Origin of the sequence: Pontibacter virosus, assembly GCF_003096355.1 — a bacterium.
Lineage (GTDB): Bacteria > Bacteroidota > Bacteroidia > Cytophagales > Hymenobacteraceae > Pontibacter > Pontibacter virosus.
On the sequence record NZ_QEKI01000001.1, the window covers coordinates 358,982 to 372,023 of the forward strand.

The following is a 13,042-nucleotide window of genomic DNA, read 5'->3' on the forward strand; positions in this document are numbered from 1 at the left end:
AAGCTTCCAAAATCTGATTTATAAAGATGCTCCAGATCAAAACCGCTAACGACAAGACATGGCAGGTTGATATTCAAAAAGACGCTATTCTCATTAATGGATCACCTTTCAACTGGGACATTTCGCCCCTTGGCCCTAACAGATACCACATCATAAAAGACGATAAGTCGTATACCGCTGAGCTGGTAGAGGCTGACTATCAGGCTAAAACATTCACCTTCAAGATAAACGGCGTAAAGCAGACCGTGAGCGCAAAAGACCGCTTCGACCTGCTGCTTGATAAGCTAGGCATGAGCAATGCCAATGCCCAGAAGGTGAACGATGTGAAAGCTCCAATGCCAGGTTTGATACTTGAAATAAAAGTGCAGCCCGGACAGGAAGTAAAAAAAGGAGACCCGATCATGATTTTGGAGGCCATGAAGATGGAAAACATCCTCAAGTCGCCTGGAGACGGCATTGTGAAGGAGATAAAGGTAGCCGTGAAGCAGAATGTGGAAAAAAACCAGATCTTGATTCTATTTTAATTTTTTTGTGTTGCCAGATGGGCAGCACGTACTGCCTTGCCGCAACATGAGCACCATAAACTTTAACATTACTATAAAACGACCGTGAAGTATAAAAGAATATTGCTGAAGTTAAGCGGCGAAGCGCTGATGGGAGAACAGCAGTACGGCATCGATTCAGACAGACTCATGCAGTACTCGCAGGAGATTAAGGAAGTGGCCGCACTCGGTGTGGAGGTAGCAGTTGTGATCGGCGGGGGCAACATCTTCAGAGGTGTTCAGGCTGAACAGGTGGGACTTGACCGCGTACAAGGTGACTACATGGGTATGCTCGCTACCGTTATCAACAGCATGGCCTTGCAGAGTGCGCTCGAAAAGCTGGGCGTTTACACCCGTTTGCTGTCCGGCCTGAACATTCAGCAGGTATGCGAACCGTACATTCGCCGTCGCGCCGTACGCCACCTCGAAAAAGGACGTGTCGTGATCTTCGGCGCTGGTACTGGTAACCCGTACTTCACGACAGACTCAGCAGCCAGTCTTCGCGCTATCGAGATCGAGGCGGATGTGGTACTGAAGGGGACCCGTGTTGACGGTATTTACTCAGCTGACCCAGAGAAAGACCCGAACGCTATCTTCTATTCGAGCATCTCCTTTAAGGATGTATTTGAAAAAGGTTTGAATGTAATGGATATGACCGCCTTTACTCTTTGTAAGGAAAACGGCCTGCCAATCATCGTCTTCGACATGAACACAGCCGGTAATCTGAAGCGATTGGTACAAGGTGAGAAAATAGGTACGCTTGTAACCATGGATGATCTGGTGGAATCAATAGAGGAAGCCGTAGACAAAATCCAGAATTCTGAGAGTGCCAGATCAACTGAAAGAAATTAGTAAATCACAGTATATAAGATAACAGGAAGAACCTTATAAAGCTAAAATTGATATGACGGAAGAAATTCAGTTTTACCTCAGCGAAGCCGAGGAGTCTATGCAGAAAGCGTTGCAGCACACCAATTCGGAGTTGCTCAAAATCAGAGCTGGCAAAGCATCTCCTGCCATGGTAGAAGGCCTGCGCGTAGATTACTACGGTACCCCAACGCCTATCTCCCAGGTAGCTAACATCACGGTGCCGGACGCCCGTACCCTGATGATCAAGCCATGGGAGAAGCAGATGGTGGCAGAAGTCGGCAAGGCTATCAAGAACAGTGACCTGAACCTGAACCCACTTGTAGAGGCTGACGGCGTTCGTTTGAACATTCCTCCGCTTACGGAAGAGCGTCGCCGTGACCTGGTAAAGCAGGCAAAAAACGAAACTGAAGGTGGTAAGATCGCTATCCGCAACATCCGCAAAGATGTGAACGACTCGCTGCGCAAGCTGCAGAAAGAAGGAACCTCTGAAGATGCTGTGCGTGACGCAGAAGCCAAAGTGCAGAAGTTGACTGATGGTTATATCGTGAAGATTGACGAACTTCTGTCTAAGAAGGAAGCTGAAATCATGACCGTGTAAGCAATACAGTTATACCTTATTATATAAAAGGAGAAGCCCGCTGAGCAATCAGCGGGCTTCTCCTTTTATAAGGCCTCAACCCATACTTATAGGTATAGCTTATGTACCTTAATGTATTCTGCCACTTCGTCGGGCACCATATATTTAATGGACTTCTCTTCTTTGATGCACTGCCTGATAAATGTGGCGGAGATATCCAGCACAGGGGCTTTGATAAAGGTGACGTTGGACATGGGAGGCAGTTCAGTAGTATTGGAGCCAGACCGTGGGTATACGTATACCCGGTGGTATTCCAAAATCTTCTCTGAGTTCTTCCACTTTGGGAAGAGCGGCAGATTGTCCTCCCCCATAATCAGCACAAACTCGTAGCTCGGGTATTTCTCCTGCAGGTAAGTGAGCGTGTCGATAGTGTAGCTGGGTTTAGGCATGTTGAACTCAATGTTCGATACCCCAAGATCCGGGTTGTCGGCAACAGCCAGCGACACCATGTGCAACCGGTCGAACTCGTGCAGCAGTGTATTGCTTGGTTTAAAAGGGTTCTGCGGCGACACGACCAGCCACACCGTATCCAGGTCTGTGTTGTTGGCCATATAATTGGCCAGTATCAGGTGCCCGATGTGAATGGGGTTGAACGAGCCAAACAGCAACCCTACTTTCATACGATAGCGGGTTCAGCGTTCAGAAACTCATTTACCAGTTTTTCTGCCTTCACGCAGGCTTCTTCCAGGTTATCGTTCACGATCACCTTGTCAAACTGGTCTTCAAATTTCATCTCAAACTCAGCTTTAAAAACACGGCTCGATATGCTGGACGCAGAGTCGGTGTTGCGGGCCTGCAAACGCTTGGCCAGTTCCTGTATGGAAGGCGGCTTTACGAAAACCGCCAGTGCTCTCTCTTTGTAAAAATGCTTTATGCTTAATCCTCCTTTTACATCCACGTCCAGTATCACGTGTTTGCCACTTTTCCAGATGCGCTCTATTTCAGATTTCAAAGTGCCGTAGAAGGCGCCTTCGTAAACCTCTTCCCACTCCACGAATTCATCTTTCGCGATCTTCTGCTTAAATTCTTCTGGTGTTATGAAGTAGTAGTCTTTTCCGTTTTCTTCAGTGCGGCCGCGCTTATCGCGTGTACAGGCCGATATAGAGAAGGCAAGCGATGGGTTTACCTGTAAGAGGTGCTTTACAATAGTAGTTTTGCCGGCGCCGGAGGGAGCCGAAAAAATGATGATCTTTCCTTGCATCAGGGGTTATACAGTTTCTTGAATTCTGGCTTTAATGGACAAAGCTAAGCTTTCCGGCACAATTACGCGCTTAAGATGACCACATACAAGCCCTTTGAGGAGTTTTTGCTTTTGATGGCTTTCGAAGCAGGGAACGCACTCTTCGATATGGGTATTAAAATAAGACTGTTCTTCGACGGAGGCTTCTCCATCAATCATCAGGTCCAATAACTTGACAATCTTGTCGCATTCCGACTCATGCCCGTCATCGGAAAGTTTCTGGTGCGTTTCTGTAAATCTTGATTCCATCTTAACTCAAAGTCTTTAGGTTATTCTAACTGTTATATCCCATGCTCTTCGCATACTTTTCCAACTTCTCTTTCAAAGAGTTACGGGCACGGTGCAACCTGGAACGCACGGTACCGATCGGTATATCCAGAATTTTAGCCATTTCCTCGTAGGTGAAACCTTCAAGATCGCAAAGGATGATCACGGTCCTGAAGTCGACCGGCAATGCGTTTAAGGCACTGGCCACCTCGTCGCCAATCAGGTCCTGCACGCTTTCGGTGCGCATGTCGGTCGTGGAGGCTACGCCGCCCTCGCCTTCTACGTCGTCCGAATTGTAGTACCCTTCGACCTCACTATAGTCTACTTTGGCCGGCTGTTTGCTCTTCTTCCGGAACTCATTGATGAAAGAGTTCTTCAGGATTCGGAACAGCCAGGCTTTTGCATTAGTTCCTTGCTCAAAGTAATCGAAAAAGCGGTAAGCCTTCAGGTACGTCTCCTGCACCAGGTCATTGGCATCATCTTCATCGAGGGTGAGCCTGTAGGCAAAATTGTACAGAGGATCCAGCACAGGCAGTAGCTCCGCCTCGAATCGGGCGTCTTTTTCCTCTTTACTCAACTGTTTACCTGTTTGCTCGCTCATTTGACTTGATTTTGTAATTTATAAAGTCGTAATCGCGTAATTATACGCAAATATAGAAATTTTAATTACATACCCCCCTAGCCGCATTTGGGTTGCACGGATCTGCATTGGCATGTACGGAACAGGGCAATTAACCACTATAGTCCCTTTCTTTATTAGAAACATACGGAATTTCCGTACTTTCAGTAGTTGCTGAGCTTTTTTTAATTGATTTAAGCGTTAAAACTTAATTTTGCAGTTCGAACCACTCAGGGGATTCCCAAGCATGAGCCAAGCCATATCCGTTACCATCCTGACCAAAAACAGCCAGCAGTACCTCGCGGACTGCCTGCACTCATTGCACTGCTTTCCAGAAGTAATTGTGCTGGACAATGGTTCTACGGATGATACCCTGGCTATAGCTGGCCGCTTTCCGAATGTGCGTATTGTGGAACACCCTTTTATCGGATTTGGACCGATGAAAAACCTGGCTGCGCAGCATGCCACCCATTCCTGGGTTCTTTCCGTTGACAGCGACGAGGTGCTTTCCACTCAGCTCGCAGAAGAGATCCTGCAGCTTGACCTGGGCGCCACCCGCAACGTATACAGCTTCCTGCGCCATAACTTTTACGGCAAGAAGCACATCAAAGCCTGCGGTTGGGGCAACGACTATGTGCTGCGCCTCTACCACAAAGACACCACCCGCTTCGCAGACCTGCCTGTGCACGAGTACATCCTGACGGACGGCTTGCAGGTGCAACCCCTGCGAGGCACCATAGATCACTTCTCTTTCAACAGCATATCGCAGCTGATCGCTAAGATGGACCAGTATACGACCCTCTTTGCCAAAGAGAAACGATTCCGGAAAAGCTCTTCCCCTGCTAAAAGCTATTTCAAGTGGACTTTCTCGCTTTTCAGGAACTATGTGCTTCAGCGCGGGTTTTTGTATGGGTATGAAGGTATGGCTATCTCCTTTTCCAACGCTAATGGCACATTTTACAAATACATGAAACTGCACGAAGAGAACCAGCGCCTCGGCATCAGTTTGGTCATCACCACCTACAACTGGAAAGAAGCCTTAGGTACGGTGTTGCGTAGTGCCTTTACACAAAGTGAGTTGCCACGCGAGATTATTGTGGCCGACGACGGCTCCCGTGACGACACACGTGCCCTTGTGGAGAGCCTGGCAAAGGAATCGCCGGTGCCGCTGCTGCACAGTTGGCAGGAAGACCTGGGCTTCAAGGCAGCTGAGAGCCGCAACAAGGCCATTGCGATGGCGACAGGCGAGTATGTGGTGATCATTGATGGCGATATGGTGCTGCACCCTGATTTCTTGAAGGGTCACCGCCGGGCTGCCCGCAAAGGCTATTTCACGCAAGGGAAACGGGTGCTTTTGAGTCCTGAGTTGAGTCAGAAACTGATCACCCGCGGCCCTGCTCCTATCTCCCCTCTTTCGTCAGGTATAAAGAACAGGTTTAACGCCACCAACTCCCCTTTCCTATCCAGGCTTTTCAGCAAAGACAAAGCAGGCATTACCTCTATCAAAAGCTGTAACATGGGCTTCTGGATGGAGGACATCATCCGGGTGAACGGCTTTAATGAGGACTTCGTAGGTTGGGGCCGTGAAGACAGTGAGTTTGCCATCCGGTTGCTCAACAGCGGTACCAAACGACAGAACCTTGCCTTTGGGGGCGTGGCCTATCACTTGCACCACCAGGAAAACTCGCGCCAGAGTCTAGCCGCTAACGATGCCATACTGGAGAGGGCCATTTCTGAGAAAAGCACCTTCTGCCCCAACGGCATCAACAAGCATCTCCAAGAATAGTAAGAGTACTTTATTTTGCTGATGCCTATACCTGCTATCTGGTTGAATCCGCATCAGGTATAGGCATGGTATTTTTATAGCTTAGTCTGTATTAAAGACAATGGCATAACATCGGGTATAGCCTGGAGGCAACAAAAGTTCGGCTTTGCAGTAATATAAATATTAAGATATTTTTTATTACAAAATATATTAGCTTCATATTATACCCTCTAACGCTCTTGCATCCAGATGCGCCTTCTCGCTCTTATATTTTTACTGGTCGTTTCGCTCAGCTTACAGGCGCAGCAGTTCAATTTCAGAAACTGGTCGCTTGAGCAGGGCTTGCCACAGTCGCAGGTAAACGACATTCTGCAGGACCACAAAGGGCAACTCTGGGTGGCCACTCTTGGTGGCCTTAGCCGCTTTGATGGCTCAACCTTCCACACTTACACGAAGCGCGACGGTATGAGCAGCAACAGTATAAACTGCCTTTTACTCGACAGCCGGCACCGCATCTGGATCGGTACAACCGATCAGGGACTGATGCTGCTCAGCAGGAATAGTTTTTATGTGTATGACCAAAAGGCCGGGCTCCCTCTCGGAGGCGTTCACAGCATTACGGAAGACAACGAGGGCACTATCTGGGCGGCTACAGACAGCGGCGTGTACTCTCTGGTCAAAAATAAGCTTGCACGGCGCACTGATTTGCCGCGTATCCGCTACAACGACATTCTCTTTTCTGCCACAAATGAGCTTTGGGCAGGAAGCGATTGGCAAGGTGTGTACAGAATCAACGCAAAGGGGGCAAACAACTATACCTCTGCTAACAGTACCTTGCCTCACAACAGTATCAATGTACTGAACCAGTCACCTGACGGCACTATCTGGATCGGCACAGCTAACGGAGCGGCCACTTTCAAGCTAAACAAACTGGAAAATTTTGAGCTCCCTCCAGGTATAGAAAGCCCGAACATACGAGATTTCACGACTGACAACTACGGCCATCAGTGGCTAAGCCTGCGTCTCAATGGTGTGCTCAAATACGACGGCAAAAAATTCCAGCACCTGACCCGCTATAGTGGTTTGCGCACAGACAAGGTCAATTGCATTACAACAGACCGTGAGGGCAACATCTGGATTGGGACGTCCGGTCAAGGGCTGATGCAGTACCGAAACCCCTGGTTCGTTCACTTCTTTGATATGGGAGAGGTAAAGGAACCCATGATATCGGCCCTGGCGCAGGATACCCGGGGCAGAGTGTGGCTCGGCACCGATGACGGTTATGCAGCCTTTATGGAAGGGGGCGTACTGAACTGGCTGCAAACCGACCTCTGGCCAAAAGGCACCACGCTACACGGCATGTGGGTGGCGCACGAAAACGATGTTTGGGTCTGCACCAGCAACGGCCTGTACCGGTTAGGGCCTGGGAAGGTAGCACATTATGGTATAGCGCAGGGACTACCCTCGGCAGAGGTATACCAGGCCATGCCCCTGCAAAATGGCAAGCTGCTGCTTGCCACAGCGGCCGGATTAGCCATCCTGTCTCCCGATCAGCAGGGCATCAAACCTCTGCACGCATCAAAGTTCACGGGGAAAGTGTATGCGCTGCACCGTGACAGTAACGGCAGGGTGTGGGTCGGTGCCGAGAAAGGTGTGTTCCGGTATGAAAATAACACTGTAACTGCTGTAAATGATCTGGAAGAACAAGGTTTCCGCGAGATCTTAACCATTGCTGAGGATGAGTCAGGTACGCTATATTTTGGCGGCTTCAACTACGGCATCATGGCCTGGCACGACAAATGGAAGGCTCCGAAGGTGTTCAGCGCCCGCAACGGACTTCCAAATGAAGGTATAAAAAGCCTGTTTGTCGACAACACCAACCATCTATGGGTGGGCACTAGTCGTGGGGTCCTGAAGGTGCAGCTCGATCAGCTCCATACCAGGGGTCGTCTCAGCATTCGGGCCTATGCGAACCAGGAAGGGTTCAGGGGCCTCGAAGTCAGTAACAAGGGAATTACGCAGACGCCCGACGGTACGGTGTGGTTTGCCACGGCCAAAGGATTGACCATGTACCTGCCGGACATGGATCGTCGCAACCAGGTATACCCCAACACGCTCCTGACCAACATCATGCTTTTCCAGAAGCCAACCGACTGGGAGAGCATGGGCTACAGTACAGACTCCTCCACCGGGCTTCCGGTAAACCTGCGGCTTGCACACAACCGAAACCACCTGACGTTTGACTTTCATGGCATCTCGCTCACTGCCCCTGACCGGGTGCGTTACCGTTATCGTCTTAAGGGGCACGACGACCATTGGTCGGCCGTCACAGACTATTCTTTTGCCACCTACGCCAGCCTCGATCCAGGCACCTATACCTTTGAACTCCTGGCCGCCAACAGCGACGGCTACTGGACCCCGAGCCCACTTTCCTATACCTTCACCATTGTGCCACCGGTGTGGCGCCGGGAGTGGTTCATAGTGCTACTGGTGCTCCTGGCCACCGGAGCCACCATCAGTGTGGTCAGGCTACGCGAAAGAAGCCTGGTCAAGCTCAACACCTTGCTCGAACAAAAGGTACAGCACCGAACGCAGCTACTAGAGGAAAAAAACCGGGAAAAGGAGATTCTTTTGAAAGAGATCCATCACCGTGTCAAGAATAACCTACAGATCATCATGAGTATGCTCAACTTGCAGACCCGGCGTGTGCAGGACCTCAAGGCCCTTGAAGTGATGCAGTCTGTACGGGGACGGGTTAGGTCGATGGCTATTTTGCATGAGCGCCTTTACCAGCACGAAGACCTGGCTTCGATCGATCTGAATGCCTACATCGAGGCTATATGTGAAGGCTTAGGCGCCACGTATGGCATAAGGGAGCGTCATATCAAAATCAAAATTGCCATCCCTACCATCATGGTAGAGGCCGATACGGCGCTTTCGCTGGGCTTGATTGTCAATGAGCTCGTTTCTAATTCCATTAAATATGCCTTCCCTAACAGGTACGGGCAGATCGCTATCTACTTAAAACCAGAACAGGAAAACGCCTATACCCTGACTGTGCATGACGATGGCATAGGCTTGCCTCCAGACTTTGAAGAGCGACGCAAGAAGTCGTTTGGCCTGCAGCTGGTTTCGTCACTGGCCAAAAAGCTGGGCGGTAATATCGAGTTCCAAAACAATAATGGTACAAAATCAATATTACATTTTGTTTTGGCATCGTAAGTTGTTATTTTTACGTATGAGATTAATGCTATGACAAAACCGAAGATTCTTATTTCAGAAGACGAAATTATAATCGCAGAAGACTTGGCTGCCTGTTTAGAGGAGCTAGGCTATCAGACGTGTGCCATCGACTCCGGTGAGAACACTCTTGACATGATCAGGACCATGCGGCCAGACCTGGTTCTGCTTGATGTGAACCTGAAGGGCGATATTGACGGCATTGAAGTCGGCTCTAAAATTCGGCAGGAATTCGACATTCCTTTCATCTACCTGACCGCCTATGCAGACAAGGATACGCTGGACAGGGCAAAGAAGACAGAGCCTGATGGCTTTCTGGCCAAACCATTCGACGAAAAGAACCTGCGCTCTGCTATTGAGCTCGCTCTCTACAAGCACGACTCCGGGCATAAAGCAGCGGAAAATGGCGTGGGCAAAGTTCCCAAAGAGTCAGATACGCAAACCGACTACATTTTTGTAAAGGTAAAGCATCGCATCATTAAGGTCCAGTACAGTGACATTTTGTGGGTAGAGGCCTATGACAACTACTCCTTTATCGTTACTGGGGATCAGAAGTACCTGGTGAGTTCTACCTTGAAAGACATGGAGCATAAGCTGCCTTCCAGCAATTTTGTGCGTGTGCACCGCTCTTACATCGCCAACCTCGACAAAGTAGAGGCCCTGGAAGAAAACGCGGTCGTATTCTCCAAAGGCGATGTCCCGATCGGCAAGTCTTACAAGAAGGCGCTGATGTCGCGTTTCAACATTATATAACACATACCTATCTTCCGACAAAGGACATTATTTGCCCTGACTCCTAAATAATTGTGGGGTCAGGGCAATTATTTTCGGTGTCACGCTATCTTTGTGCTTCGTCAAAGCATTTTTATGTCTAAAAGAATCACTGTCGTTTTTACCAGCTGCAATCGCTTCGACCTGTTGGAGGCCACATTGAAGACCTTCTTCAAGTTCAATACCTACCCTGTTGAAAAGATCCTGGTGATTGAGGACAGCGGAAACCGGAAAGGCCTCGAGAAGGTGCTGCAAAAATTCGACTACGACAAGTTCGAGACGATTGTGAACCCGGAACAGCTGGGCCAGCGCCGAAGCATTGAGATTGCCTATAGCCAGGTAGACACAGAGTATATCTTTCACTGCGAAGATGACTGGGTATTCCTTCGGGAGGGTTTTATAGAGGACTCGCTTACTCTCATGGAAGCTTTCCCGAAACTGATCACCGTTTGGGGCAGAATTGCCAAAGAGCTACCTACTGATTTCTTCGCTGAAGAAGTGCAGGAGTACCAGGGCATCAGGTATAGAGAAGTGAAGAAGGAAATTTTTATCCTGAACCCGAGCCTGAAGCGCATGAGCGATTACAAGGTGATGGGTGGTTTCACACAGTTCAGCCTTGGGCAGTTCGAGCGTGAGATTTCAGACTTCTTTAGTGATTTGGGGTATACAGCCGTCATTTTGGACAGACCTTATACCACGCATTTGGGCTTGCATCGCCGTGTCCACTATCGTGACAAAGCCAACAAGTATCTCAAACTTGACAACAAGTTCAAGCAGGTGAAAGCCTCGGTATACAAGTTCTTTAAACTGGGAAAATACAAGCAGCAATAACAGAAAAGCCGGAGCTAATGCCCCGGCTTTTCTGTTTATACCTAGTTCTTAAGCTTAGTATCTGTAATATTCCGGCTTGTAAGGACCTTCTACTTCCACACCAATGTAGGCAGCCTGATCCGGACGAAGCTCGTCCAGTTCTACGCCGATCTTGCTCAGGTGCAGGCGAGCCACTTTCTCGTCCAGGTGCTTCGGCAGGGTGTATACCTTGTTCTCGTACGCATCTGCGTTTGTCCAAAGCTCTAGCTGCGCCAGTGTTTGGTTAGAGAAAGAGTTAGACATTACAAACGAAGGGTGACCAGTTGCGCAACCCAGGTTTACCAGGCGGCCTTCAGCCAGAATGATGATGTCTTTGCCTTCGATGTTGTACAGGTCAACCTGCGGCTTAATGGTATCTTTTGTATGACCGTAAGCACCGTTTAACCAGGCCATGTCGATCTCGTTGTCGAAGTGACCGATGTTACAAACGATGGCCTTGTCTTTCAGGCTGCGGAAATGCTGCTCTGAAATGATGTCTTTGTTACCAGTGGCAGTTACCACAATGTCGGCTTCTTTTACGGCATCAACCATTTTCTTCACAGCAAAGCCATCCATGGCAGCCTGCAGGGCGCAGATCGGGTCAATTTCGGTTACAATAACACGGGCACCGGCACCACGAAGTGAAGCGGCAGAACCTTTACCCACGTCACCATAACCCGCTACTACTGCTACTTTACCGGCCATCATCACATCCGTAGCACGACGGATCGCGTCTACCAGAGACTCTTTACAGCCGTACTTGTTATCGAACTTCGACTTCGTAACAGAGTCGTTTACGTTGATGGCAGGCATTGGCAATGTACCGTTTTTCACACGCTCGTACAGACGGTGAACACCAGTAGTTGTTTCTTCAGATAGGCCTTTGATGCCAGGAGCCAGTTCCGGGTATTTGTCCAGCACCATGTTGGTCAGGTCACCACCGTCGTCCAGAATCATGTTCAGTGGCTTGCTTTCGTCACCGAAGAACAAAGTTTGCTCGATGCACCAGTCAAATTCCTCGGCTGTCATTCCTTTCCAGGCATACACTGAAATACCGGCTGCGGCAATTGCGGCAGCCGCATGATCCTGCGTAGAGAAGATGTTGCACGACGACCAGGTAACTTCAGCACCCAGTTCCACCAATGTTTCGATCAGCACGGCAGTCTGGATAGTCATGTGCAGACAGCCAGCGATGCGGGCTCCGGCAAGTGGCTTGCTTGGGCCATACTCCTCGCGAATAGCCATCAGGCCAGGCATTTCGGCCTCAGCCAATCTGATCTCTTTGCGGCCCCACTCGGCCAGCGAAATATCTTTTACTTTGTACTTGAGTGTTGTATCAATCATATTCTACTTTTTTCTTAAGGAAGCACAAAATTACAAAATTTATCCTTCATCTTCAACAGAATTGCACTACTCAACTGTAAATCAAGAAGTTTAGTTTCCCGCTAAATACAGAAGCCCGTGCCAATGGCACAGGCCTCTAATAAGTATAGTCTCCTTCGCGTTTATCGGTTTATGATAATCTCAGCACCAAGTGAGTTCGTATTGTCAGCAGGTGGTGTTACAAAGCCTCTTGCAAAAACGGTATAGATACGACCACTGGCTAGCTGCACGTTTGGCACGGCCAGCACAACAGTTTCTGTTCCGGCCAGGCGCACTTCCAGGTTATAAGAGCCTGCCGCCACTGGAGCAAAGGTAGAAGCTTCTTTGAACTCACTGTTGCTGAACAGCACCGGACCACCCGTTACAGCCACGTCCACTGCAGGGGCATCTGGCGAGAGGTGTACAAAACGCACATGCGCATTACCAGAGGCTGGAGCCGTCAGGTCATCCATCAGCACCAGTGGCTCAATGTTGCTCAAAGTGTTGATCGCGAACACTGAGTAGTTCATGTTACGCTCCAAGTCCAGGTCGGCATTGATTACGGAAGTGTTGGTGCCGGCTGCATTTACTTTTATGTTGCGACGACCCGCTGGCACTTCGAGGTAGCCTGTGTTGTTCGGGAATGTAAGGGCAGCTGTGTTTACCTTCTCATTGTCCACCAGCAGGTCGACGCCCGGTGCGTCAGGCGAGGCGTGCACCACCAGCACATTGGCATTCTCGATGGCCGTCATGTCATCGTCGTCGTCATCGCAGCTTGTAAGTACCATGGCCGGCAGCACTGCCAGCATCATGATTTTCATCCATTTCTTCATAGTAGTCTAATAAATTATTTATTAAAAAATTTCTTTTAGCTGTGAAT

13 protein-coding genes are annotated in these 13,042 nt (G+C 49.3%); 7 read left to right on the forward strand and 6 right to left on the reverse strand.

Annotated features, from left to right (window positions below; all coding sequences use genetic code 11):
* Positions 1 to 26 precede the first annotated feature (26 nt).
* The 3 genes from C8E01_RS01495 (at position 27) to frr (ending at position 2,010) form a co-directional block, all read left to right on the forward strand.
* The gene (locus tag C8E01_RS01495; RefSeq protein ID WP_116541578.1) at positions 27 to 524 is read left to right on the forward strand and encodes a biotin/lipoyl-containing protein; all 498 of its coding nucleotides are present in this window, start codon (positions 27 to 29) and stop codon (positions 522 to 524) included.
* Between the two features lie 84 nt (positions 525 to 608).
* On the forward strand, positions 609 to 1,394 hold the full coding sequence (gene pyrH / locus C8E01_RS01500) for a UMP kinase (RefSeq protein WP_116541579.1): 786 nt from the start codon (positions 609 to 611) through the stop codon (positions 1,392 to 1,394).
* A 52-nt stretch (positions 1,395 to 1,446) separates the two neighbouring features.
* Positions 1,447 to 2,010 carry a ribosome recycling factor gene (frr, locus tag C8E01_RS01505; protein ID WP_116541580.1) on the forward strand — a complete coding sequence of 188 codons (564 nt, stop codon included), beginning with the start codon at positions 1,447 to 1,449 and terminating at the stop codon, positions 2,008 to 2,010.
* 86 nt (positions 2,011 to 2,096) lie between these two features.
* On the opposite strand, the gene nadD is transcribed toward frr, so the two are convergent.
* The 4 genes from nadD to C8E01_RS01525 are packed head-to-tail and all read right to left on the reverse strand — an operon-like array spanning position 2,097 to position 4,157.
* Positions 2,097 to 2,669, reverse strand: coding sequence for a nicotinate (nicotinamide) nucleotide adenylyltransferase (gene nadD, locus C8E01_RS01510; protein WP_116541581.1), 573 nt, complete (start codon positions 2,667 to 2,669; stop codon positions 2,097 to 2,099).
* The gene (gene gmk, locus C8E01_RS01515; protein ID WP_116541582.1) at positions 2,666 to 3,250 is read right to left on the reverse strand and encodes a guanylate kinase; all 585 of its coding nucleotides are present in this window, start codon (positions 3,248 to 3,250) and stop codon (positions 2,666 to 2,668) included. Before gmk ends, nadD begins: the two co-directional genes overlap by 4 nt.
* A 6-nt stretch (positions 3,251 to 3,256) precedes the next feature.
* Complete coding sequence (locus tag C8E01_RS01520) at positions 3,257 to 3,538, reverse strand: zf-HC2 domain-containing protein (RefSeq protein ID WP_116541583.1); 282 nt, start codon at positions 3,536 to 3,538, stop codon at positions 3,257 to 3,259.
* Positions 3,539 to 3,563: 25 nt separating this feature from the next.
* Positions 3,564 to 4,157, reverse strand: a complete 594-nt coding sequence (locus C8E01_RS01525) for a sigma-70 family RNA polymerase sigma factor (RefSeq protein ID WP_007653448.1) — start codon at positions 4,155 to 4,157, stop codon at positions 3,564 to 3,566.
* A gap of 265 nt (positions 4,158 to 4,422) precedes the next feature.
* Here C8E01_RS01525 and C8E01_RS01530 point away from each other — a divergent pair, with 265 nt between their 5' ends.
* The 4 genes from C8E01_RS01530 to C8E01_RS01545 all read left to right on the forward strand — a co-directional run bounded on the left by C8E01_RS01530 (position 4,423) and on the right by C8E01_RS01545 (position 10,782).
* Positions 4,423 to 5,961 (forward strand): glycosyltransferase family 2 protein, encoded by a 1,539-nt coding sequence (locus C8E01_RS01530; protein ID WP_116541584.1) that lies wholly within the window; start codon positions 4,423 to 4,425, stop codon positions 5,959 to 5,961.
* A gap of 228 nt (positions 5,962 to 6,189) precedes the next feature.
* Positions 6,190 to 9,162, forward strand: coding sequence for a two-component regulator propeller domain-containing protein (locus C8E01_RS01535; RefSeq protein ID WP_116541585.1), 2,973 nt, complete (start codon positions 6,190 to 6,192; stop codon positions 9,160 to 9,162).
* Between the two features lie 30 nt (positions 9,163 to 9,192).
* Complete coding sequence (locus tag C8E01_RS01540) at positions 9,193 to 9,933, forward strand: LytR/AlgR family response regulator transcription factor (RefSeq protein WP_116541586.1); 741 nt, start codon at positions 9,193 to 9,195, stop codon at positions 9,931 to 9,933.
* Positions 9,934 to 10,047: 114 nt separating this feature from the next.
* Entirely contained in the window at positions 10,048 to 10,782 is a 735-nt protein-coding gene (locus tag C8E01_RS01545) for a glycosyltransferase family 2 protein (RefSeq protein WP_116541587.1), read from the forward strand.
* A 54-nt stretch (positions 10,783 to 10,836) separates the two neighbouring features.
* Here C8E01_RS01545 and ahcY read toward each other — a convergent pair whose 3' ends face one another.
* Both ahcY and C8E01_RS01555 read right to left on the reverse strand, forming a co-directional pair.
* A complete protein-coding gene (gene ahcY, locus C8E01_RS01550; RefSeq protein WP_116541588.1) occupies positions 10,837 to 12,144 on the reverse strand; it encodes an adenosylhomocysteinase in 1,308 nt (435 codons plus the stop codon).
* A gap of 161 nt (positions 12,145 to 12,305) precedes the next feature.
* A complete protein-coding gene (locus C8E01_RS01555; RefSeq protein ID WP_116541589.1) occupies positions 12,306 to 12,995 on the reverse strand; it encodes a DUF4397 domain-containing protein in 690 nt (229 codons plus the stop codon).
* Between the last annotated feature and the right edge of the window lie 47 nt (positions 12,996 to 13,042).